The organism is Nitrosomonas mobilis (assembly GCF_900103035.1).
GTDB lineage: Bacteria > Pseudomonadota > Gammaproteobacteria > Burkholderiales > Nitrosomonadaceae > Nitrosomonas > Nitrosomonas mobilis.
This window is the reverse complement of sequence record NZ_FMWO01000027.1, coordinates 1-22127: the sequence shown is the minus strand read 5'-3', so window position 1 is coordinate 22127 and position 22127 is coordinate 1. Positions and strand designations below refer to the sequence as shown.

Below are 22127 nucleotides of genomic sequence, written 5' to 3'. Positions count from 1 at the left end.
TGGCAACCTCGGAGATCCCGAGGTTTTCAGTAAATCCTGCCGCAAAATGATGACCGCGGCCGAATTCGGTTCGATTTCCATGACAAATCGCCGCTTTTCCTGGCGATGTCGCGCCGTTTTTACCTCGAATCGCCCAGGACATTGGCGATTAGGCCCATTTCGGGTGTCACAAGGCCCTGATTCCTGTCTCTTCGAAGTAGACCAGTCGCTTCAGGTTGTAGCAGGCTGCCACCATCGTCATCGCAAAGTTGGCCCGCGCCTGACCGATAGTGCGCAGCAACTTGCCGCCCATCTGCTCGATAGCGCCGAACACGTGCTCGACTCGTGCGCGCGTCTTGGCAATACGTTTGTTGCGTCGCTGCTGGCACTCGGACAGCAGCTTGTTGCGCTTGCCCTTCCGCTGAATCTGGTTTCGGAAACCGTTCTCCTTGAGCCAGGCTTCGCGCTCCTCCGACGGGTAGCCTCGATCGGCATAGACATCACGACTCGTGTTGCTCGTGTCAAAAACGTTGTCAAAGTGCTGGCTATCGTGCGTGGAGGCGGTATCGGTCTCAATCCGGCGGATGATCTTGTGCTTCTTGTCGATACTGATTGACAGCTTGTAGCCGAAGTGGCTCTTGCCGTGTTTCTTCGTCCAGGTCGCGTCGGTGTCCTTCTGGCGCCGCTTCGCCGGCTTCCAGTCGGCGGGCATCGCGCCTTGCTTGATGAGTCCTTTCTCGCCTCGGCTGTTGTGCTGCCTGGGCGCCGGCACCAGCGTGGCGTCGATGATCTGACCGCCACGCGCGATGAATCCATGTTTGCACCATTTTAATTTCTGACCGAAGTTTCTGTTGAAGGCTGTTAACTTCAGCTTTAGCTTGCTTATATAGTGGATGATTTTTACCAACTCGCTTGGCTAATTCAGCAAAACTAGCGTCTGCGCGTGCTAATTTCGATTTTAACGACTGGATCAAAGAACTACTCAACACTTCCTGTAAAGATTGAGTTTCTCCCACTTGATCATCCATGGTTACCAGCAGGTTTTTTCTGGATTACAATTCGCTAGTGCGTCTCTGGCTATCTACCAACTGCCTCGATAGATCAGACAGACGAGTATTTTCTATATCAAAATGATTATTATCAGTCGCGACGATACCATGTAGTTGTTCATAAGTAGAAAGCACGGATTGCGCTCGCTCCAGATGCTCTCGCAGTGAGGCTATTTGCAAGTCGAACCAGTCGACACTCAGTTTTGCTGGCTGGACACGCATTTCGATACTGGTATCTATATATGCATCAATGAAGGCATTAGCCGCAATCGTGGCAAATTGTGGGTCAATAAACGTAAAGTTGACTTCCACTAGACTGGTTCCATGTAAATGTCTAACATCCAAATGTTTCTCCAATAACAAGTCTGCAGCCCAGTCACTGAAGTTTCCAGATTGTTTGGTTTTTTCAAAGTCTTTTGTCAGAAGCGAATCTTCGTCGGGTCTTAGTTTTTCTACCACCTTGAGAGCGACATGATGACTGGCAATCACATCGCTCTGAGTTGCCACATATTCCAGCATCAGCTTCAAAGGCACACCTGATTAGCAACGAACGTCAGCCATTCGAATAGAGTGCAAGGGCTGCGGAGTGGTCGAAGCAGCGGCGATCAGCAATCGTTCGTGCAGTGAGCAAAGATCAAAACGCCGGTTGAATCGGTAACTGAAGGCGGCAAGATAACGAGCGGCATACTTGCGGAAGTTGAAAGCATGGTAACAACCCGACAAGCTGGTCTTGAGATTGCCGAGGATAGTGTTGATCCACCGGAACTCGGGAGTCTCCTTTGGTTTGCATCCGGCGATAACTGTAAAATGGCGGCTACAGCCAATTTTGGTGACGGCACCAAAGCAGGCCAAGGCATCCGAGAACACCGTGCAGCCGGGTGCCAGACAATCCTTTGCCCAGGCTGAAATTGCCTTTAGCGTAAATCCCGAGACTGGGGTAAGCCTCACGCGCAAAGGGTGATCATCTTCAGTCAGAGACACAGCGGCAACAATGGGCACCTTATTCTCTGAACCTCTACCCGCTTTTCCTCCCGCACGCTCTCCACCAAGATAAGCATCATCGACCTGGATTCTGCCATCAAGGACATAGCGCTCCTCACGATTAGCCATCGCCTGCATCAGTTTGTGGTGTATCAACCATGCCGTAGGATAGCTCACTCCCAGCTGGCGCTTGAGCGCCAGGGACGACAAACCGGTCTTGGCCTGACTAACCAGATAAATTGCCAAAAACCAGATGGTCAACGGTAGTTTAGCGCCCTGAAAAACTGTCCCGGCAATCAATGAGGTCTGATGTCGGCAGGCTCTGCATTGAAAAACCTTGCGTATACCATCACGTATAACATAGTAAGCAGTACCGTTACAGCGTGGGCAGTGAAACCCATCCGACCAACGAGCAACTTCCAGCGCTTGCTCGCACTGCGCCTCCGTACCAAAGCCCTTGAGAAATTCAAGCATCGACAGTCCAGATTGAAATTGAATTCGATTCATCGCCATGATCGATAACTCCTTGTATCATTTAACAGCCATGACTTTTATGTCGCAACAAACTCGTCAGACAAATCTTGCTGACGTTCGTTGCTAATCAGGAACCAATTTTATCGCCGATTCGATTTTTTCTAATGCAAAGGTAAAAGGCGACAAAGCCTCTGATGATTTAAAAATTGAAGAATTACGCTACCACCTTAAAGAAGGTGAAGAATCTGTACTAACTGTTGGCATGAGCCCGTCTGCAAAGAAAGCAGGACAGTATGAAGTTAATTCTCAGCAGTATGCTTTGATCAGAAACCCAGGTAGAGTCTGGTATCCGAGTCTACCCGTTCGCTTTTATGGATTTCCTGATGAGGTAGTTAGCAACCATAAAAATTCTGAATTTGTGCAGGATCTGAATCTTGCGCAAGAGAAACTTTTTAAGCCCATATGCTATCTTGGCCCGTTGAGGATTAAGGCGGAAAGGCTCTACACTTGGGGTGGCATTACACCAGAGAGTGTTGGGTATTCAGGTGAACTTACCATCGCTGCCCTTCTTGCAAGCAAAAATAGAAAAATTAGCCTTGGGCCTAACAAGACGGCCAAACCTTTCGAGCAGATCATCGCCGCAAGCCTGAAATATATGGGGCTCATTGATAATTTTAGGGTTAAAAAAATTGCAGAAAATCGGCAGGAATATGAAGTCATTGTACAAACAAAAGGATCAAAGGATGGGGTAGATCTTCCGGATGTTGGGTTTGGCATATCGCAGGTGCTGCCAGTTCTTGTTCAATGTTTTTATGCGCCTTCTGACTCGATCATTATCATGGAATAGCCAGAAATTCACTTGCATCCGAGTGCACAATCTGCACTGGCCGATGTGATGATCGATGTGATCAATTCTAAGGAAAATGGAGCCGATAGGAATATTCAGTTAATAATTGAAACCCACTCTGAACATTTCCTGCGGCGCTTGCAGCGGCGAATTGCTGAGGATGCAGTACCCAAAGAGAAAGTATCGGCCTACTTCGCCAATATTGCGAGGACTTCCGCTACACTTGAACCACTGCAAATTGATATGCTCGGCAACATCCAGAATTGGCTGGAAAATTTTTTCGAAGATGAAATGGGCGACATTCTCGAACAAGCCAAGGCTGCCATAAAAAAGCGGATGCAAAAGAGCACGGAAAAATCGGAGGCATCCGAATGATTTTACCTAAAAAATGTCTAGTGGACACCAATGTTCCGAAGGTAGCCAACCTCGCTATGCAGCCAGACCCTCAGTCCGATGTCCCCGATGCATGTGTGCTGGCATGCATTGAGGCGGTTGAGCACGTCATTAAAAAACGAGGGTTGGTCATCGATGCTGGTGACGAAATTTTCGATGAGTACCGGCAGCAGCTTTCCATGAAGGGGCGGCCTGGCGTGGGCGATCAATTCATGAAATGGGCTCACGATCACCGTCATAGCCTGCGCGATTCCGACCGGGTTAGCATTACTAAAAATGGCGAATCTTATCATCGGTTTCCCGTCCATGCGGGTCTGGAAAATTTCGACAAATCAGACCGCAAGTTTGTTGCCGTCGCAAACGCACACCCTGAAAAACCTCCGATTCTACAAGTAACAGACAGCAAATGGTGGCGATGGAGAGAGTCTTTGACGGGAGTAGGCATTACCGTTCATTTTATCTGTCCCGAATATGCCAAGTCCAAATGCGCGGGAAAGATGGGAATGTGAAAGACAATTTCTTCAAATTTCCTTCCACGCCACATCTGGCAACGATTGCTGGAGTTGACATCAGAGGCGATAAGGTTCTATCGGAATCTGAACGTGACGAATTTTTGCAGCATCATCTTGTTATTGAAGAGAAGGTGGATGGAGCGAATTTAGGAATTTCGTTTAATTCGGAGGGAAATATCCAAGCACAGAACAGGGGTGCGTATCTGCATCTTCCAAGAACAGGTCAGTGGAAGAAGCTCGGAAACTGGCTTACCCCACGGATTGATACGCTTTTCGAACAGCCTTCCGATCGCTACATTCTTTTTGGGGAATGGTGTTACGCTCAGCATTCGGTTTTTTATGATCGTTTGCCGGACTGGTTCCTTGGTTTCGATATTTACGATAAGCAATCCGGTCGCTTTTTGTCCGAAGGGGGCGTGACACACTTTTCGAGAAAATACGTATTGCCCAGGTACCAGTTATCACACGCGGACGTTTTACGTACCAAGAAATCAGGAAGCTGCTGTCCCAGTCAAAACTCACCAACCAGCCTGCGGAAGGAATCTATCTTCGGATTGATCAGAATGACTGGCTGGTGCAGCGGGCCAAGCTGGTACACCCGATGTTTATCCAGTCGGTGGAGCAGCATTGGTCTCGATCAGTCATCAAGCCAAACCGTTTGCGCCTGGATGCCTAAATAGTGGAATCACAAGATAAAAAATGTGTGCTTCTATCTACAACGGAAGGATCACACATGACACATTCACGTCGCAGAGACCACATAACAGGCAAAACATGGGCAATTTTGCCGTCTGGTAGAAAACACCTTCTTGCACCTCAAGCGTGAGCGCGGTATTGCAACACGATACGCTAAGAACACTACGCCCCTCATCGACGCCGTGCAAATCAATTGTATTGTCCTATAGGCAAACATATCGTGACTGTACTATTGAATCCAATTATATTTTTCTAATATAGGAGCTATTTTGGCCTCTCCACGACTGGTTGTAAAAAATGAACTCGAAGAACCGACCTTGCGATTGGCAGTGTTGATTGATGCCGACAATGCTCAGGCCGCTGTTATAGAAGCGCTGCTTGCTGAGATTGCGCGTTTCGGGGAAGCTACGGTAAAGCGTATTTATGGTGACTTTACATCGTCAGCGAGCGTGTCCTGGAAGCGGGTGCTGCAAAAATATGCGATTAAGCCGGTGCAGCAGTTTGCCTATACTACCGGAAAGAATGCTACGGATAGCGCATTGATTATTGATGCAATGGATTTACTTTATACGCGCAAATTTGATGGATTTTGTCTGATTACCAGCGACAGTGACTTTACAGGTCTTGCGATGCGGCTGCGTGAAGAGGGGCTTACAGTGCTTGGATTTGGTGAAAAGAAAACGCCGGATGCCTTTCGCAATGCATGCCACAAATTTGTATTTACTGAAATTCTGCGCCCAAGTCGGATCACCGAATCGGACGAACCACCCCCAGAAGTTAAGACTAAGAAAAAGTCTATCAAGGCTAAGGCTGTTACTAAAACAGTAGAGCAGAAACCCCAATTTCCCGAAGAATTTGTTTTGACTGCACTGGAGCAATCCGTTGATGATACTGGTTGGGCCAATCTGAGTGTTTTTGGGAGCTATTTGACCAAACTGCAACCCGATTTTGATTCGAGATTATATGGTTATAAAAAACTCTCAGATCTGGTCAAAGATAAAGAAACCTTGTTTGAAATCGAAAAACGGCAAACTCCGGGATCCGACAGAGCGATTCTTTATCTGCGCGCCAAAATGCAATAAAATTTCAATAGTCATGAGCATAAATAAAACAAACCATTCTTTCCATGGGGATCAAATCTACTGAAATTGATCAGATCATCAAGAATAATGACACTTCCATTGTCGTCAGATAGATCAAATACCTCAGCAATATCGTAGAACAAGACCATCGGGCAGTGAAGCAAATAACAAAGCCAATGCTCGGATTCAAATCTTTTCAATCGGCTAAAAACATCCTGGCTGGCATCGAACTCATGCATATGATTCGCAAAGGTCAGTCGATGATGGGAGGAACAGAAAAGATGTTTTTTGCTGAACAATTTTATGCGCTGGTTAGATAATCGTGTCAAGACCAACTGTACACTTGACAAAATCAACCAGATATCAGCTTTCTTTCGTTAATGCGATAGAACTTTGGATAGTTATGTCTAATATCTGTAATTTTTGTAGCCAGATTTATTATTGGGGCGTGACAATTTGCCACACATAAATACTAACCAACTGTTGCAAGCCGCCATATCTAATCCCACGCCACCGCATCTAGGACAACTTGGTACCACTGTTGGTACTGTAGACACTAGCGGACACAGACATGCCTGATAAATTTTCTATTCTGCAGAAGAACGAACGGAGACAGCTATGTGCGCTTTCTCGATCATCGCCATGAGCTTGGAGCCATCGAGTGATTCGGTAGTATTATGCCCTTTAGCAAAAGATTGTACTTCTGCCGTAAAGACCCCGGAAGTTACAACGAATCCACCCACTACTCCCTTCGCACCATTACACCGAGTAACTCTCTCACAATATTGACCGAAACCTTATAAGCCCACCATTGTTTGCACTGAATCAGAAAAACCTCGCCATCTTTTTTGAGTATTAGATCAATGCCGTTATCTTTCAACCGCTCAAACACCAGATTTAACATATATACCTCGGGTCAGCGATGAATGGCACTTACTTAATCCCATTTATCTGAGAGATATAGCTTCAATTCACTGAAAACCATTAAATATGGCTGGCAGGATGCTAGAGACTGGATGCAACTGAACATCCAACGATATGCTGGAGTTGGCAGCCATCACGCAAACTACTCGGAAAACCTTAAAGAATTGACAAAAGCGCACTGCTGATTGCGGGACGGCTGAACTCACAGCAATGCGACTGCTTGATCTCGCCCTATTGAGTCTTCGGCCGCGCTGCACCCCTGATGCTTTTTCGATAACAACCTCACCGTATCCAGCGATATTTAGCATATCAATCTATAATTTTGGGTTTTAAGGCTCTACCACATTAAGCGTTTTTCATCAAAACCTCTCATTGATTTCATTGAATCTCAACTTTAGATATCCAGCTTTCATCTTTGTATCGCCCTATCGGTGACCCAAGGATGGGTAATGCTGACGCTGCTACACCCGCAATCTTGGATCGCCACGCTGTTTGGGGAAAGCGAGTATTGAGGACTTCCGGTTCAAACCCTCCCTGAAAGCAAGTCCGGTAAATTCCATGCGTAGCCACTGCGCCACCATACCACCGGTCAGTGGTTGTTTGTCGCGCCACGACATAAACAGAGAAAGATTTTTCCGCAAACCGGTTCAATAATCGAACCAGTATCCACGCTGTCGAACAGATCTGCATCCACAGTTCCAGCACAGTGCGTTTCTGCTGCCACAAGTTATTTGGCACATCACTCCATTTCGTGGAGTAAAAAGGTGACGTGATCCCCCGCCGCATGCTCCAGGCTTGCATAAAGCATCTCCTCTTTCCGAATGGGCTTCTTGTTGAGACGCGCAACAACATACGCCATCTTGCCTAGCTGCCGCACATCAAATCAACATGATCTGGCATTGCCGAAATATTTTTCGTCTTGCAAAGGGTATTTATTCGATTAGCCGAAACCAGCTTCGCCAACGCCGGTGCTTTTGTATTCTTACCATGATCGGCGATGGATTGATTATTCCATATTATTTTCAATGTATTGGCTAGTTTGAAAACCAAGCATCAGACTCACGACAATTATTGGCACGTTATTTGCATATATTTATAGTGAAGGCAACCGAAGCTGGACGGATCGGCCTGACGAGGGAGCATATCCAAAACGCGTTTATGCTGGAATTGATGAGTGGTTTAACCATCGGTCTAGGTGTGACGTGAAACCTAAAAATTAGAGGAATCAGCCATGTATGAGAGCGAAAACACATTCGAATTCGATCCCGAAATGAACAGTTTTGAGAGCGAACAATACGAGAACGAGCAATTTGAGAATGAGCAATTTGAGTTTGAGGAAACAGAGTGGGGAGAAGTATTTAACGAAAGCGAGGTGATGGAGCTGGCTGCCGAGCTTATGGACGTCACCAACGAAGAAGAGCTCGATCTCTTTCTAGGAAAATTGATCAAGAAGGCGGGGAGTGCCATCAAGAAAGTGGTGAAATCTCCCATCGGTCGGGCGGTAGGAGGGGTACTCAAGGGTGTTGCCAAAAAAGCCTTACCGATTGCAGGCGGTGCGTTAGGCACGTATTTCGGCGGCCCACTGGGTGCCAAGATCGGCAGTGGTCTTGCCTCAGCGGCAGGTAAGGCGCTGGGGCTTGAACTGGAAGCATTGAGTCAGGAAGACCGCGAATTCGAGGGCGGCAAACAATTTGTCCGTTTTGCCGCTAATACCGTCAAAAATGCAGTTTCAGCACCTACATCTATCGATCCACGGCGTGCAGCCCAAACTGCAGTCGCTAAAGCTGCACAGAAATATGCACCTGTTTTGCTAGGTGCAAGCGCAAGTGCATCAATGGGTAAGGGACGAAGCGGACGATGGATTCGGCGAGGCCGCAACATCATTATTCTCAATGCTTGAATAATCCCCAACAACACATTTTTCAAGGAGGATCACATCATGCACGATATTGACCGCACTACCCTGGAAACCAGCCCTGAACTGGAAAATTATGAATTTGAACAGTACGAAGGCGGTGAAACCGAATGGGGCGCTGAAACGGGTGTTTTTAGTGAAGCAGAAGCCATGGAACTCGCTGCCGAGCTATTAGAGATCAGCAATGAAGCAGAGCTGGAGCAATTCTTGGGCAGCCTCATTAAAAAGGCTGGTCAAGCTGCGGGCCAGTTTATCAAATCGCCGGTAGGCCAACAGCTCGGCGGGCTCTTGAAAGGCGCAGCCAAAAAGGCCCTGCCCATGGTCGGCAGCACCATTGGTGGCTATTTCGGTGGCAGTAGCGGCGCCAAAATTGGTAGTCAGGCTGCGTCCACTGCAGGCCGAATCTTTGGCTTGGAATTGGAGGGGTTGAGTTTGGAGGATCAGGAATACGAGACCGCGAAAAGCTTCGTTCAGTTTGCCGGGACAGCCGCCAAAAATGCAGCCTCTGCACCACGGACAGCCAACCCTAGGGCGGTCGCGCAATCAGCCGTGCTGGCAGCTGCCCGTCAACTCGCACCAGGCTTAGTCAGTGGCGCTCCTGCCGTCACGCCCGGCGGAGCAATGGGGACAGTCTGCCCCACTTGTGGAGGCGGAGCAAAAAGTGGCCGCTGGATGCGTCGCGGCAACAGAATTATTTTGTTTGGGGCGTGACCATCATGGCCGCCGTTTCCTACGCCACATGGATGCTCGAGCAGGACGCTCGCGCGCTGATGACCCGATTGGAACGCATCAAGCCTTTCGCATTGCATGAAACGATGGTGCCGGCGGCAGCTATTTTACCAGCAGCACAGATCGGTATTGAGCGGTATCTAATGAAAGGCCGACAGGAGCTGAGAGGCTTGATTCAGCGATATATTCGCTGGTTGCGTAGCCCGTTAGGCCAGAGATCCAGCCCAGCGCAAGCGCAACGGCTATTTTCAATGCTCAGGCTCAGGTTCAATGCCATATTGACTCAGTTTGACTTGTTCAATGATGCACTGACGCAGCGCAGCGAGCATGAAATCGGCGTTTGGCTTTCTGGGCTCGATGCCGTTTCTGCCGACGCCCTGACATTACCGGGTTATTACTATGATGTGCCTCCTGTCATCTGTTATCTCGATCGTGGCGCCGGGGCTGCCATCCGACGTGCACGAACACGCTTGCCAGGCGGGGGTGAAAATCCGGTAGCAGTGATTCGCGTGCCGCGGGAACGTATGATTGGCAGCGGCATTGCCTCTTCGCTGATTCACGAGGTTGGCCATCAGGCCGCTGCCTTGCTCAATCTGGTGAATTCACTGCGGCCCGTTTTGCAGGGAATGCAACGAGGCAACGGATCGCATAGCGCCATCTGGTCGTTATGGGAGCGGTGGATTTCCGAGATTGTGGCTGATCTTTGGTCGGTTGCGCGAATCGGGATCGCCTCTACCCTGGGCCTCATGGGCGTTGTCAGCCTGCCGCGCGCCTTTGTGTTTCGCTTGAGTCGGGACGATCCGCATCCATCACCCTGGATTCGCGTCAAGCTGAGTTGCGCCATAGGCGAGGCGCTCTATCCTCATCCGCAATGGGAGCGCTTAGCCAGGCTATGGGAAGCATTCTATCCGTTAAGCAAACTGGGAACTGAGCAACAGCGCAACTATGACGCCTTGCAGGCAACGTTACCTGGCTTGGTCGCGTTATTGATCAACCACCGACCCAAATGCCTGCGCGGCCATAGTTTGGCTGAAGCCTTGCAAGTGCGCAACCGTCAGCCGCAGCATCTTCAAGCGCTTTTTCGGCACTGGCAACAAAATCCGTCGAAAATGTACCGTGCGCCTCCCACCTTAACCTTTGCCGTGATCGGTCAGGCGCGTTCTGACGGCCGCATGAGTCCGGAACAGGAAAGTACCATTCTAGGTAAATTGCTGACCCACTGGGCACTCAGCAGCACCTTGCAAGTATCTGCGGACTGCTCCAGACAGAGTTGGGAACGTAAAACACCAGAGTTTAAATTGGCAATCAAATATTGAGCATCATTTATTAAGGAGACGTCCATGTCTACGAAAAACGTACAACTAGCTAAATTGACCATCTTGGTAACCGATCACTCTACCGCTCAAAGTACCCCCATAAGAAATGCGTGGGTTACTGTTACTCCCGTAGGTAATAGAAGTGCAGAGCAGGCGCGGCAGAAATCCAAGACGAAAGGAAATATCGAAGAATATTCGGATGAGTATTTTTGCGAAGAAAAAATTTATAGACAAGAGACAGATGGCAACGCTCTTGCCGCTTTTGAAGTACCCCCTGGCGACTATGAAATTCGTGGTGAGGCTTTTGGAATTTGTTCCGAAACAGAGAGCATCACGGTGACGTCGGATAGTTGCCTCACAAGAACACTCGTGGTGCCTTTAATGTTTGGCGTCCAGTGGGGAGCACTCACGGAAGACTGTCAAGGAAAAGAATTTAACGAGTGTATCCAGGCTGATTCAGGAACCACATGGGTTTTCAGCGTGTTCCATAATTCAACACTACGACCGGAAAAACGAAAGCTCAGATGGACCGCAACGGGTGGCAATTTTTATGAATCCGATACCACACGCGATATGGTTCATCTCAATACGCATGGGTATGTGGGTGAAGCTATCGTCAGCGTCACAATGAGTGAAATAGGGAGTGCCTCTGTCACCAGAACAACACCTATCTTCTCAAGACAACCCCCTATAACCAATATTGGAGGCAATCTTAACGTCTCGCTGACGCGTACGGAAACTTCTTTCACTGAAGACACGGCATTTTGGACAGGGATTCGTAATAGCACCGATGCGCTCTCGTTCAATAATTATCTTCGCTTCATGGACTGGATTTTTTGTGGTGGAGAACCTCCAAACCCGGCAAATGGTTTTGAAGAGGGCCGCTTTCTTAAGAAGCAAGAAGAATACAATCGCCTCAGAAGTAAACGTTTCCTACCCTTTACCGATTCGGATACCTATCGTGTCGTGAAGGCGGCGACCGAGGCTTTCGTGATGGTTAACTGCGGCGTGCAGCAGGAACCATTACCTTTCGATCCAAATGCAAATCGGCCGAATCGCGATGATGCCTATCTTGACCGCAGGGATCTACCCATTCCTAACGCAGGTTTGAGCGCCGCTTACGGTCAGTATCTTGAATCCGTAAACGGCGACAAAACACTGCCTTATCTTGCGGTTATTCGCAGAAAACTGCCAGATATTCCAATCAAGACAACGTTGTTCGAAAACGCCACTCCGAGAATTTTCGGAGAGCAAGGTGAAATACTTGATAATTGCTTCGGCTTGCTACAAGAAAAACTCACCAACCCTTGCTTGCTGGAGCTCATCTGGTCCTACTGGCACGAAGAAGGCATGCTGGTGCAGTCGATGAATGCTATCTCGCGGCGTTTCCAGAACATACGCTCGTCTGCACAGGATCCGCTTGCCAACCTGGAGATGGATCCGTTGCGTCCACTCAATAATTTGCTATGGAATTATATCCAGGATGAACCGCATCGGCTGACGATCAGTCGCCGCAACTATGAATACGATCATCATTACGGTCTGCGACTGGAAGGCAAAGCTGTGCAGGATTTTCGCCCGGTGGATACACGTTCGAAATTCCTTGAAGCCTTCCACCACTTGTTGCGCTTGTGCACCGTATTCTATAAGCAGGATGACGATACTACGGTTAAAGCTGATGCCTTCCCGGTGCTCAACGCTCTCAAGGAAGTGCATTTGATCCTTTCTCAGGGCGCGCACAACCAGTTTGGCGATTTGCCGTCGACTTCCCGCATCGAAATGCTGATGCAGCAGTGGTTACTAGCCAGACCAGAATTCCGCGAGTTGCTGCCGACTCGCATTATGGTGGCTTACCCTGAACCTTGGATGGATCGTGTCGATGCCATGAAGAAACTGCGGGGATGGACCGACACCAGCGTATTGCACTTCCGTAACCTGGGCATGTTCGGCGAGCAGCTATTGCTTTCCATCCGCTGGGGTCATTGGAGCGATGAATTCGAGCCGGTGAAGGCGCTCAATTGGGCACGGTTCTTCCGTCCTCAAGTGCAGGGCTATATCCATGCTTACCGTGCTGCGACAGGCGTGGATCTATCGGCTGATCCAACAGTAAATGCGCGCGTGGATTTCACCTTACCATCGGTGTTGTTGCAGAAGCGGCTGGCAAGCCAACAGCGGCCAAGTTGAGATGTGCCGCCATGATCGACTTTACCTCGGCACTCTACCTTGGATTGCATCACCCAAGCCGGCTGCTGCAGCCCTGGCAGCAGCTCACCCTGGGTGTGCCAGCTGCGCTGGCCGAACCGCCCGGTGCTCAGGAAATAGCACAGGAACTGGCGCAGTTGCAGGGTTGCGAGCGAGGCGTGCTGATGCCTTCTACCTTGCATCTCTTCTGGGATTTATTCGGGATGTTGTGCCAGCAACCGGTAACGTTGTATCTGGACGAGGGCACCTATGCGATTGCCCGCTGGGGGATGGAGCGTTTAAGCGCAAGGGGTGTGGCTGTTCACCCCTTTCGTCACCACGATGCTAATGCGCTTTTGTCCAGAATTACGCTTCAGGCACGTAACAGGAAATATCCGGTGGTCGTCGTCAATGGCTTCTGTCCAGCTTGTGGTACGGCAGCGCCTATTGGTGACTATCTGGACATTGTAAGACGCTTCGGCGGCCTGCTGGTTTTGGACGATACGCAGGCGCTCGGCATCTTGGGAGAAGCACCCGCATTACACAGCCCCTACGGTCATGGTGGGGGAGGTATTTTGCGCTGGAGCGGGTATTCCGGCCCGGATATTCTGGTGGGCTCTTCCCTTGCCAAAGGATTGGGCGCACCAGTGGCAGTGCTCGCAGGGAGTGAACGTTTGCTCAGGCGTTTTGCAGTTGCAAGCGACACGCGTGTCCATAGCAGCCCACCTTCGGTGGCCGTTATTCAAGCTGCTGTCCATGCACTGGCCGTCAACCGGCTTCAGGGCAATCTAGTAAGACGAAGACTGGCACAGCGGGTTGGGCAATTTCGCGGAGGGTTGGCACGCATCGGCTGGTCTTCCACGGGCGGCTGGTTTCCGGTGCAAACCCTGCGTGGTATCGCAGGGGAAAGAGCGATACGGCTGCATCAGCAGCTTTCTCAAAATGGTGTTCAAACCGTATTAACCCGGCCACGCCATGGCAAGGAACCCCGTCTGAGTTTTTTGTTCACGGCGCGGCACCATGCCAGGGAAATTGAGCGATGTATAGACATGGTGGACACATTGGCTCGTGAGGTCAAACGCCAAAGAAAACTGAACGACTCAAGAGATCGCCAACTTTGGTTTGCTGGTCAACGATACACATATTTATGAGGTGAATTATGAATCAAGAATTCAGCTTTGAAACGATACCTTTTGAAATCGAACCCGGATTCCAGAGTGAACTGTTCGAAGAGGAAAGCGAACGGGGGCGGCGTAGCATTTATGGGGGCGGACGTCGATACGCCAGTTCGCGTGTTCGGTCTGGATCTAGCTCAAAAGGAAGTAAACGCCCACCGTCTAAAAAGTTCCGACCTGCCCCGAGGGGACGTGGGCGGCCGTGGAGTAAGGTACGTGAACCTTATGGTATCGTGAGCGAGCCCTACCCCATTGAACCGGTACCGGCTGGCTCGGAGCGAGTTCGCTGGCTGCAGGACTGCCTGAATCAGGCGTTAGGCACACAATTACCGGTGACGGGTGCCATAGGGCCGAAAACGCGCAGCGCTGTCAGGAGCTTTCAACGGCAACAAGGCCTCAGGACAACCGGTATCGCCGGTCCCGATACCGAAGAAGCGTTGAGATCCGCTTGCGAAAAGCCGGGTAGCCAGCCGTCAGCGGAGGAAATGGAATTCGATACAGGTTACGAGAGTGAATGGCTGGAATTGGAGTTTCCTGCTGATTTTCAAGCCAATTTTCAAATGCTCGTGCGCCGCATGAAAGCAAAACACCGGACCATTTGGGATAGCAAACGATGTTATCCCTTGTCCCAATGGAACAATGCACCTAAGCAAGGGGGAGTATATCTCCTCATTTTCCGCAATCGCTCGCCCAGCGGTCACATCGGTTATGTCGGCCAGACCGGGAATCTATATGTACGGATGAGAATACACCATCGACAAATAAGATCCCATGGTATTGATCCCGACAGTTATGCTTTCTGCTGGTATCCAACACCCCAACACAAATCAATCGAAGAGAGTATCCGGGCTACGCTCAATCCAACGGGTCTAGTTACCAATGATCGTGAGCTCGAATTGGCGCTGGAAAGCCCCTTCAGTGAAGCGGAAGAAATCGAGCTCGCTGCGGAATTGTTATCGATTTCCAGCGAGGAAGAGCTGGATCAATTTCTCGGCAAGCTATTCAAGGGAATAGGCAAGGGTCTCAAGAAAGCGGGTCGCTTCATTGGCAAACGCGTGCTGCCTGTGCTGGGCAAAGGGCTGAAAACTCTGGCAAAGGCTGCGCTGCCAATCGCGGGCAAAGTGTTGGGCTCCTTTATTCCGATACCGGGCGTCGGCACGGCAATCGGTGGCGCTGTGGGAACAGCGCTGAGCAAAGCACTGGAACTTGAAGTCACTGGTCTGAATGTGGAAGAAGCAGAATTGGAAAGAGCGCGGCGCTTTGTACGCATTGCGGGCACAGCGATGCGGCAAGCAGCCTTGTCATCGCCCGATATCGATACGGAAGTCGCCGTTAACGAGGCGATCATAAGCGCGGCCAAGAAGCATCTGCCCTATCTTCACCTGAGTGAATCCGAACGATTATGGATGCCTGGCACAGCGCAACAAGGCCGATGGATGCGCCGTGGCGACAAGATCGTCGTATTGGAAACGACTACTAACAGCATGATGAACCCCACCACATCGCAAGATTTTTCAAGCGGATTGAAAGAAGTGGGCACGCTGGATGAATTCGAGCCGGAATCTTCATTTGGTGCGTTCGAAACCGAAAGTAGTGTCGGTGAGCTCGGAACACACCATAACCAGAAAAATTGGTACTATTTCGACGCTTGGTTACGTCCGGCGAAGGGTAATGTCCGACGTCTCGAGGAACATGGTCCCGCGTCCATGACGGCAGCGAATGCGAAAAGGTTTTGCCAGGGCATGTGTCAAAAATTCACTAGACCCTCCAGCGGGTTGAGCGGAACGGTTGTCACACGTTGCTGGGTATGGCTTCCGCAATCAAAAAAATGGAGCCCTTGCAAGCGTACGAGCATGAGCGCAACTGGATCGTTCTCGTGCGGAGTGTTCTGTTCAGACGAGACCCCGGAGCTGAAATGAGCGCCTTGGGATCGATGGAATTAGGGCTGGAGAACCCATTGGACGAAACGGAGGCGCCGTTCGGTTCGTTCAATCCTCCATGGCTAGGGGGCTCGAGTGATGGCTTTCAGTTCGAACAAGAATATTCATTGGTGAGCGATACCCTCGTTCCAGGTCGCTTTTACAAAATCAAGTATGGTGGAGGTGGCCTTCTCGAGACAGCGGGACGCGCTTATGGCCTCAGGCAGGGCGCGGAACGACTGAAGCACGCACAAGCCATCAACAATCATCCATTGAATATGAAATTCTGGCAGCCACCCAAAAATGCTTTCGAACGCAAATATTTCGGGAAAGGCGTGATCTCGTTCTCGCCCCGCTTCAGCTGTGGCAATAAGAAATGCTACGCCACGATCTGGATACCGCCGGCGAAGCCGTATGTCCACCCCTTTCTAGGGCGCGGTGCTGTGGTCGATGGTTTTGACGAACCGGTCGACCTGCGTCAGTCCCAACGGGAATGCGACGAAGAAAGCGCCTCCAAGCGCTTGTCGGTGGGGCGGCGTATCGATATGACGAAAGTGCCGTTCAGGTGGATATGCCGCTTGCGGGTGTTTTTAAAACAGCCAGATGGAGAGATCAGACAATCGTTTGCGACCGGCACGCTCGTCGGCCCGCGGCACGTTCTCACGGCCGCACATGTTTTTGATGTGAATTGGGCAAACGATCCTACTACACCCGTCGAAGTACTCGCCATCAATGTTGCGGCTGGCGCTGATGGCTTGCGAATTCCCTTCTCGTGGTCGAAGACGAAGCCCCTCGATTGGCGATCGCCCCCCAATTGGCGGTCCAGCAACTTCGACCCGCGATTCGATTTCGGTATGATCAGGTTACCCAATCCACCCATCGCATATCGAAGGTTTGGCAAACTGAAGCACAAGACGCTGAGCTTCTGGGGCAACGCGGGAAAAGTAGACGGCGCCTTCTTGCTACCCGTCAAAGTCTTGCCCGAATATGGCATCCCGACACTGGCTGGGAAAGCGCTCAATATTTGCGGTTATCAAATACATGCCAACGGTCGACCAACGCTTGTTCCAGCCACGGTCAAAAGTGTGGGGCCGACTGCGATGAGGCGGCCAATCCGTCAACTTATTACCTATGCCGCCGATACATCCCAAGGTATCAGCGGGTCTCCGGTTTGGTATTGGGATGAAAAATCGAAGCTACGGTATCTGATCGCGGTTCACCACGGCGGTTGCGGTAATTGCGAAACGCCCCCTGGTTTGGATGACTGCACGATGCAACGGGTCGGTGAAGACTGTATGAGCGACCCCAAAATCGGCGTCCTGCTGACGCAGCAAGTGATCAGGCAGATGTGCGATTGGATAAACGAGGACTATAACGTGAAGAGAGGCATCGCCTTATGATCATCGATTGCCACTGCCACGCCGGAATGGGCGATGGTCTGACCGGACCGTGGGATACCCGGGCGCCCTTGCAGGATTATTTGCGCCGTGCAGCGGCAGCAAGGATCCATCGCACGGTGCTGTTTGCTGCATTTAATTCGAACTATGCCGTCGCCAACCAGCAAGTGGCGCGCATAGTGGCGAGCAATCCTGGTCGTTTTTACGGCTTTGCCTTCGTGCATGCCGAGCGAGACCGGGGGCATGTGCACGAACGGGTCGGGATAGCCGTTAAGCACTACGGATTCGTTGGTATCAAGGTACACCGCCATGATGCTGCCATCACGCGTGAGATCTGTGCGGTTGCCCGGAACTATGCTTTGCCGATACTGTACGATGTCGCGGGTGAGGTGTCTGTCTGTGAGTTGCTAGCCCAGGAGTATCCAGACGTCAACTTTATCATTCCGCATCTTGGCAGCTTTGCCGATGACTGGTGCGCCCAATTGTCCATGATTGACCATCTGGTTCGCCATCCAAATATGTATGCCGACACCTCTGGTGTACGACGTTTTGATTTACTGGAACAAGCCGTCAAACGAGCTGGAGCGGCTAAGCTTTTGTTCGGTTCGGATGGCCCCTGGCTGCACCCGGCAGTCGAACTTGCCAAGATCAGGGCATTACGACTGCCGCCATCGCAGGAAAGCTTGATTCTAGGAGGGAATTTTCAAAATTTACTCAGCTCAGTGAAACACAGCGAATCATTGCCTATGACAGGCAGGTTAGCCAAAACAATCACCACAAGCATTTGGTTTTAGCTTGTCGAGAATCAATTTGCGCGACGTGTCAGCATTTCGCAAACTCTCCGCAATTGTTGGCTTGTTAACTGAGATATCCTATTAGACCTCCTGACGCTGTGCTGCCCGTCGCATCTGTAGTGCGCGGTCAGTGACGCCTAAGCGCTGCGCGGCCCGTTGTAGATTGCCGCTGGCTTCATCTACCGCGATGCGGATCGCAGTCTCCTCAGTATGCCGACTAATGACCTTGAGTCCTATCCCTCGATTCAGAGCAACACGAATTGCGCGTTCGAAGCCAGTATCACGCCACTCTTTCCAATTCTCTGTCCAAATCGGTCGATCATCCGGTGGAATACAACCCACGGTGATAGCGCCTTCCCCTGCATAACGGCACAGCATACGTGCTATAACTTGCTTGAGATCACGTACATTGCCAGGATATTCCCGGCGCAGCAGATATTCTTGAACGGGAGTGTCCAAGGCAGGAGGATTCTGATCGGAATAACTCTCCTTAAGGAAATAGTTAGCTAAGGGAAAAATATCTTCAGGACGTTCTCGCAAGGGGGGTAAATGACATATATTACTGGCAATGCGGTAGTAGAGGTCAGCGCGGAATTCACCCTGCTGAACCTGTGCCCAAAGATCCCGATTAGTGGCGCAAACTAGCCGGAATGAGGTGCGCTGCCAAGCATTGCCACCGACGCGCTTGAACGTATGCTCTTGAATAACCCGCAGCAACTGAGTTTGTAGTGTAAGTGGTAGCTCACCCACTTCATCAAGAAACAGCGTGCCGCCGTTTGCCAGCGCGAACACGCCGTCCCGAGAAGTTGCTGCGCCAGTAAATGCACCGCGCTCATGGCCGAAGAACTCGCTACCCGACAATTCTGGGACGATAGTGGTGCAATCAAGAATGACGAGGTCGCCTTTATCAGGACGAGGATCCAGCGTATGGGTAAGGTTCGCCAACAGCTCCTTGCCGGTGCCGCTTTCGCCGAGAACCAATACCGACGCGTCGGTAAAATGAGCTACTTCCACTATTTGACGCAGAATCGCCTTTAAAGCCTGGCTTTCCCCTATCAAAATATTTTGCACGGTGGGCGAACTCACCAAACTATCCACCGCCGCCCAGCGGCGGAGGCGTGAGGTGATCTCATGGATTATTGTGCTACATTCCGAGCATACCAACACATCCGAGGCGCCTGCCCCCAATAGTTGCCAAACTGCATCACCAGGAATGGCTGTATCACAGCAGACAAGAATTTGTGTTTGACCATTATGACTGGATTCGCGTAGCTGCTCGCAAATTTGTGGAGTGACTTCACTACTGAAAATCACACCGGGATTACGGGCAAGATGCTCATCATAGTCTTGTACGACGATGTCCTGTTGGGCCAGGAGTTCAGCGATTTCATGCACGGCTTGTTTCTGATAATCACTAACCCAGCGAACCCAAACGTTAATAGCCATCTCAAACCCCCAGTATTTTTGAAGGATACTTCTAAAAATTCAGAGCTTTAAATGTAACTACTCATTCCCAAAAAATATTTAAAAAAATACTTGACAAGTTTTTGGACGAAAAATATTCAATTTTGTACCTCACTGCCAAATCGCCACGATAACCACCATAAATCCATCGCTAAGCTAATGGCAGTCTAATTTTGCTTTTTTATCCAAGCGAGACTATTTTATGCTCACCTGTTGGCTTACTTAAAGTACCGTTAATAATCCATCCTGATTAGAAAGATTATTGCGGGCATCTGTCCCGTTGATCGGTTTCCACCTTAACCCCGCAGCTATCTCTTTGTGCATTCTCAAAAGCAACCGTGCATAACTCACCAGAATCGCCATGGTTACCTTTTCCTGCATACCAAGGATGAGTATATTCATAGGCATCATTTCTTTTTACTTTTTCTGACAAATAAGACGCAAGCTCCTGCATAGAATGAGATGCTTTATTGGGGAAACGCACTTCCTGAATATGTCGCTCCGGATCAAAGAATATCTTATGAAAGATACGAAGATTCGAAAGGATCTCATAGGCGTCATATACTCGATATATCCTGGCCTCCCCCTTTAGCTCTGCTAAATCGCATTCGCATGCGAACACCTGATTCTTTAGGGACTGCTCGCTAAAACCTGTCGCTGAGCTGGGGTCGAATGCGATAGCTTGAAGTATGTTATTGGGATGCGAATAAAGAGCGTGCTGCGCCAGCCCTCCGCCAAGAGAATGTCCTGTTGCATAGAACTGAACTGCCGTATCCGATTTGCTGAAATGATCGATAATTTTCTGCGTATTTATTCTTGCGGATAAATATTGGTTTTCCACGGGTAAATACCGCGTTAACCAATAAAGATTTCCGTAAAACCAATCCTTGATTCCCCAGGTTCCCCGGAATGCAATTACTACTTGCATCAAATCATCCGATTCCTTGGTGTATACCCGATAAAATAAACCAGTATCATCTTCACATGCCGGGATCCATTCGATATCATTATTTTCTTGCCAACCTCTGGCATGAAGAGTCTCTTCTAACCGATTCCTTTCGCTAACAGCGACCTTAGGAGTCTCGTTGCCACAATTCTTGTCTTCTGCGTATGCCAGGGTGGACATTGCAGCGAATGGAAGAAATCGATTTGCAGCTGCAGATTCATCATCAAGCACCATTCTAAAGTGTGAAGAACGTATACGAGCTTCATTTTCTCCAAGAACCTGCCTGCCGCAGTCCTCAAGTACAAAGTGAGTGCAGGCTTGGAGCAGCATAAGAAGTATTACCAGAATTGGAATTTGTAATGTGAGCCCCATCTCTGGGCGAGTGTTAAAAAATTTCCTGATTAGTTACCTGTTTCAGAAATTCTCAATATACCGATCGGAAGAGGTTCTGTCGTTGCGGCGGCGCGCAGCAATCGCGGCACCATGGCAGCCAAATCAAAACGGCGATTGAAGCGATAGGAGAATTCTGCAAGATAGCGCTGTGCATACTTGGCGTGATTGAATGCATGGTAGGTTCCGCTGAAGGCAGTCTTGAGATTGCCAAGAAGCGTATTGACCCAGCGAAACTCGGCACGCTGCACAGCAGATTTGCCACTTCCCACAATATGGCGCTCATGCTGCGCGGCTGTATGCGTAACCGCCCCGAAACACCCCAAACCATCAGATACGACTCGTGCAGTAGATGACAGACATTCAGCCGACCACTGTTTGAGCGCTTCATATGTAAAACCCGCTACGGGAGTCAAGCGTATATAAAGTGGCTTCCCCTCGCTGTTTGTTTGTATTGCCGCTACAAATGGCGTCTTACTTGCCGCGCCCCGCCCGCGCTTTCCCGGCCTTTCACCTCCCAGATAAGCATCGTCAACCTCCACGCGTCCATCCAGACGGCGTTGCTCTTCGCGCAGCAGCATGGTCTGTAACAGCTTATGCTTGATCGACCATGCCGTTTTGTAACTTACCCCCAGCTGACGTTTGAGTTCCAATGCACTGACCGCATTCTTGCTTTGCGTCATCAAGTAAATGGCCAGAAACCAGGTTCTTAGCGGTAATTTAGTATTTTCAAACACGGTGCCGACAATTGAAGAACATTGGTAGCCACAATCCAGGCATTCCCATAGCTTGCGGCCGTTATGGGTACAGGAATATCGCTCCCCATCGCAGCGCAGGCATCTCCAGCCATGTGGCCACCTCGCAGCAAACAATGCTGCTTCACATTGTGCTTCCGTGCCATATTGATGCAGAAATTCATGCAGTGACAGGCCTGCCTGAAACTGAATTTTATTCATCGCCATTG

At 50.0% G+C, this 22127-nt stretch carries 22 protein-coding genes and 2 pseudogenes; 15 read left to right on the top strand and 9 right to left on the bottom strand.

The window, feature by feature from the left end; genetic code table 11:
• Positions 1-166 precede the first annotated feature (166 nt).
• From NSMM_RS02140 to NSMM_RS02130, 3 genes are all read right to left on the bottom strand, one after another.
• Positions 167-850, bottom strand: coding sequence for an IS5 family transposase (locus tag NSMM_RS02140; RefSeq protein WP_425412347.1), 684 nt, complete (start codon positions 848-850; stop codon positions 167-169).
• Between the two features lie 181 nt (positions 851-1031).
• Complete coding sequence (locus NSMM_RS02135; protein WP_090284161.1) at positions 1032-1556, bottom strand: hypothetical protein; 525 nt, start codon at positions 1554-1556, stop codon at positions 1032-1034.
• A gap of 12 nt (positions 1557-1568) precedes the next feature.
• Positions 1569-2522: an IS1595 family transposase gene (locus NSMM_RS02130; protein ID WP_090284157.1), complete on the bottom strand. Its 954-nt coding sequence runs from the start codon at positions 2520-2522 to the stop codon at positions 1569-1571.
• Between the two features lie 223 nt (positions 2523-2745).
• Here NSMM_RS02130 and NSMM_RS15930 point away from each other — a divergent pair, with 223 nt between their 5' ends.
• The 7 genes and pseudogenes from NSMM_RS15930 to NSMM_RS02105 all read left to right on the top strand — a co-directional run.
• Positions 2746-3330 (top strand): hypothetical protein, encoded by a 585-nt coding sequence (locus NSMM_RS15930; protein ID WP_218120973.1) that lies wholly within the window; start codon positions 2746-2748, stop codon positions 3328-3330.
• A 12-nt stretch (positions 3331-3342) separates the two neighbouring features.
• On the top strand, positions 3343-3705 hold the full coding sequence (locus NSMM_RS15925; protein WP_218120972.1) for a DUF3696 domain-containing protein: 363 nt from the start codon (positions 3343-3345) through the stop codon (positions 3703-3705).
• Positions 3702-4232 (top strand): hypothetical protein, encoded by a 531-nt coding sequence (locus tag NSMM_RS02120; RefSeq protein ID WP_090284155.1) that lies wholly within the window; start codon positions 3702-3704, stop codon positions 4230-4232. Before NSMM_RS15925 ends, NSMM_RS02120 begins: the two co-directional genes overlap by 4 nt.
• Positions 4229-4915, top strand: coding sequence for an RNA ligase family protein (locus NSMM_RS02115; protein ID WP_218120971.1), 687 nt, complete (start codon positions 4229-4231; stop codon positions 4913-4915). Before NSMM_RS02120 ends, NSMM_RS02115 begins: the two co-directional genes overlap by 4 nt.
• A gap of 111 nt (positions 4916-5026) precedes the next feature.
• Positions 5027-5140: pseudogene (locus NSMM_RS15015) on the top strand (IS5/IS1182 family transposase); the annotation flags it as partial.
• Positions 5141-5200: 60 nt separating this feature from the next.
• A complete protein-coding gene (locus NSMM_RS02110; RefSeq protein ID WP_090284153.1) occupies positions 5201-6013 on the top strand; it encodes an NYN domain-containing protein in 813 nt (270 codons plus the stop codon).
• Positions 6014-6126: 113 nt separating this feature from the next.
• Positions 6127-6333 (top strand): annotated as a pseudogene (locus NSMM_RS02105) (DDE-type integrase/transposase/recombinase); the annotation flags it as partial.
• 267 nt (positions 6334-6600) lie between these two features.
• Here NSMM_RS02105 and NSMM_RS16315 read toward each other — a convergent pair.
• From NSMM_RS16315 to NSMM_RS02095, 3 genes are all read right to left on the bottom strand, one after another.
• Positions 6601-6756, bottom strand: coding sequence for a restriction endonuclease (locus tag NSMM_RS16315; protein ID WP_245654646.1), 156 nt, complete (start codon positions 6754-6756; stop codon positions 6601-6603).
• Complete coding sequence (locus NSMM_RS16310; RefSeq protein ID WP_245654645.1) at positions 6756-6917, bottom strand: restriction endonuclease; 162 nt, start codon at positions 6915-6917, stop codon at positions 6756-6758. The genes NSMM_RS16315 and NSMM_RS16310 overlap by 1 nt, the downstream gene beginning before the upstream one ends.
• Before the next feature lie 398 nt (positions 6918-7315).
• Complete coding sequence (locus NSMM_RS02095) at positions 7316-7738, bottom strand: hypothetical protein (RefSeq protein ID WP_176753823.1); 423 nt, start codon at positions 7736-7738, stop codon at positions 7316-7318.
• Between the two features lie 430 nt (positions 7739-8168).
• On the opposite strand from NSMM_RS02095, the gene NSMM_RS02085 reads away from it, so the two are divergent.
• The 8 genes from NSMM_RS02085 to NSMM_RS02050 are packed head-to-tail and all read left to right on the top strand — an operon-like array spanning position 8169 to position 18363.
• Positions 8169-8837, top strand: a complete 669-nt coding sequence (locus tag NSMM_RS02085; protein WP_090284149.1) for a hypothetical protein — start codon at positions 8169-8171, stop codon at positions 8835-8837.
• Between the two features lie 39 nt (positions 8838-8876).
• On the top strand, positions 8877-9563 hold the full coding sequence (locus NSMM_RS02080; RefSeq protein ID WP_090284147.1) for a hypothetical protein: 687 nt from the start codon (positions 8877-8879) through the stop codon (positions 9561-9563).
• A gap of 5 nt (positions 9564-9568) precedes the next feature.
• Positions 9569-10897 (top strand): hypothetical protein, encoded by a 1329-nt coding sequence (locus tag NSMM_RS02075; RefSeq protein WP_090284163.1) that lies wholly within the window; start codon positions 9569-9571, stop codon positions 10895-10897.
• Between the two features lie 24 nt (positions 10898-10921).
• On the top strand, positions 10922-13081 hold the full coding sequence (locus tag NSMM_RS02070) for a hypothetical protein (RefSeq protein ID WP_090284145.1): 2160 nt from the start codon (positions 10922-10924) through the stop codon (positions 13079-13081).
• A gap of 11 nt (positions 13082-13092) precedes the next feature.
• Positions 13093-14229, top strand: a complete 1137-nt coding sequence (locus tag NSMM_RS02065) for an aminotransferase class I/II-fold pyridoxal phosphate-dependent enzyme (RefSeq protein WP_090284143.1) — start codon at positions 13093-13095, stop codon at positions 14227-14229.
• Between the two features lie 8 nt (positions 14230-14237).
• Entirely contained in the window at positions 14238-16172 is a 1935-nt protein-coding gene (locus NSMM_RS02060) for a peptidoglycan-binding domain-containing protein (RefSeq protein WP_090284141.1), read from the top strand.
• Positions 16169-17572 carry a trypsin-like serine peptidase gene (locus NSMM_RS02055; protein WP_090284139.1) on the top strand — a complete coding sequence of 468 codons (1404 nt, stop codon included), beginning with the start codon at positions 16169-16171 and terminating at the stop codon, positions 17570-17572. Before NSMM_RS02060 ends, NSMM_RS02055 begins: the two co-directional genes overlap by 4 nt.
• A complete protein-coding gene (locus tag NSMM_RS02050; RefSeq protein ID WP_090284137.1) occupies positions 17569-18363 on the top strand; it encodes an amidohydrolase family protein in 795 nt (264 codons plus the stop codon). The genes NSMM_RS02055 and NSMM_RS02050 overlap by 4 nt, the downstream gene beginning before the upstream one ends.
• Before the next feature lie 81 nt (positions 18364-18444).
• Here the strand turns inward: NSMM_RS02050 and NSMM_RS02045 are convergent, their stop codons facing one another.
• From NSMM_RS02045 to NSMM_RS02035, 3 genes are all read right to left on the bottom strand, one after another.
• Positions 18445-19809, bottom strand: a complete 1365-nt coding sequence (locus tag NSMM_RS02045; RefSeq protein ID WP_090284135.1) for a sigma-54-dependent transcriptional regulator — start codon at positions 19807-19809, stop codon at positions 18445-18447.
• 277 nt (positions 19810-20086) lie between these two features.
• On the bottom strand, positions 20087-21103 hold the full coding sequence (locus NSMM_RS02040) for a Tle-like phospholipase domain-containing protein (RefSeq protein WP_176753822.1): 1017 nt from the start codon (positions 21101-21103) through the stop codon (positions 20087-20089).
• A gap of 71 nt (positions 21104-21174) precedes the next feature.
• Positions 21175-22125 (bottom strand): IS1595 family transposase, encoded by a 951-nt coding sequence (locus NSMM_RS02035; protein WP_090283515.1) that lies wholly within the window; start codon positions 22123-22125, stop codon positions 21175-21177.
• Positions 22126-22127: the final 2 nt, after the last annotated feature.

Coding starts and splice junctions, on each gene's coding strand:
- NSMM_RS02120 (WP_090284155.1), top strand. CDS start 3,702: ATGATTTTACCTAAAAAATGTCTAGTGGACACCAATGTTCCGAAGGTA.
- NSMM_RS02130 (WP_090284157.1), bottom strand. CDS start 2,522: ATGGCGATGAATCGAATTCAATTTCAATCTGGACTGTCGATGCTTGAA.
- NSMM_RS02035 (WP_090283515.1), bottom strand. CDS start 22,125: ATGGCGATGAATAAAATTCAGTTTCAGGCAGGCCTGTCACTGCATGAA.
- NSMM_RS02050 (WP_090284137.1), top strand. CDS start 17,569: ATGATCATCGATTGCCACTGCCACGCCGGAATGGGCGATGGTCTGACC.
- NSMM_RS02040 (WP_176753822.1), bottom strand. CDS start 21,103: ATGCTGCTCCAAGCCTGCACTCACTTTGTACTTGAGGACTGCGGCAGG.
- NSMM_RS02080 (WP_090284147.1), top strand. CDS start 8,877: ATGCACGATATTGACCGCACTACCCTGGAAACCAGCCCTGAACTGGAA.
- NSMM_RS02070 (WP_090284145.1), top strand. CDS start 10,922: ATGTCTACGAAAAACGTACAACTAGCTAAATTGACCATCTTGGTAACC.
- NSMM_RS02060 (WP_090284141.1), top strand. CDS start 14,238: ATGAATCAAGAATTCAGCTTTGAAACGATACCTTTTGAAATCGAACCC.
- NSMM_RS15930 (WP_218120973.1), top strand. CDS start 2,746: ATGAGCCCGTCTGCAAAGAAAGCAGGACAGTATGAAGTTAATTCTCAG.
- NSMM_RS02085 (WP_090284149.1), top strand. CDS start 8,169: ATGTATGAGAGCGAAAACACATTCGAATTCGATCCCGAAATGAACAGT.
- NSMM_RS02095 (WP_176753823.1), bottom strand. CDS start 7,738: ATGCAAGCCTGGAGCATGCGGCGGGGGATCACGTCACCTTTTTACTCC.
- NSMM_RS02075 (WP_090284163.1), top strand. CDS start 9,569: ATGGCCGCCGTTTCCTACGCCACATGGATGCTCGAGCAGGACGCTCGC.
- NSMM_RS02065 (WP_090284143.1), top strand. CDS start 13,093: ATGATCGACTTTACCTCGGCACTCTACCTTGGATTGCATCACCCAAGC.
- NSMM_RS02045 (WP_090284135.1), bottom strand. CDS start 19,809: ATGGCTATTAACGTTTGGGTTCGCTGGGTTAGTGATTATCAGAAACAA.
- NSMM_RS16310 (WP_245654645.1), bottom strand. CDS start 6,917: ATGTTAAATCTGGTGTTTGAGCGGTTGAAAGATAACGGCATTGATCTA.
- NSMM_RS02055 (WP_090284139.1), top strand. CDS start 16,169: ATGAGCGCCTTGGGATCGATGGAATTAGGGCTGGAGAACCCATTGGAC.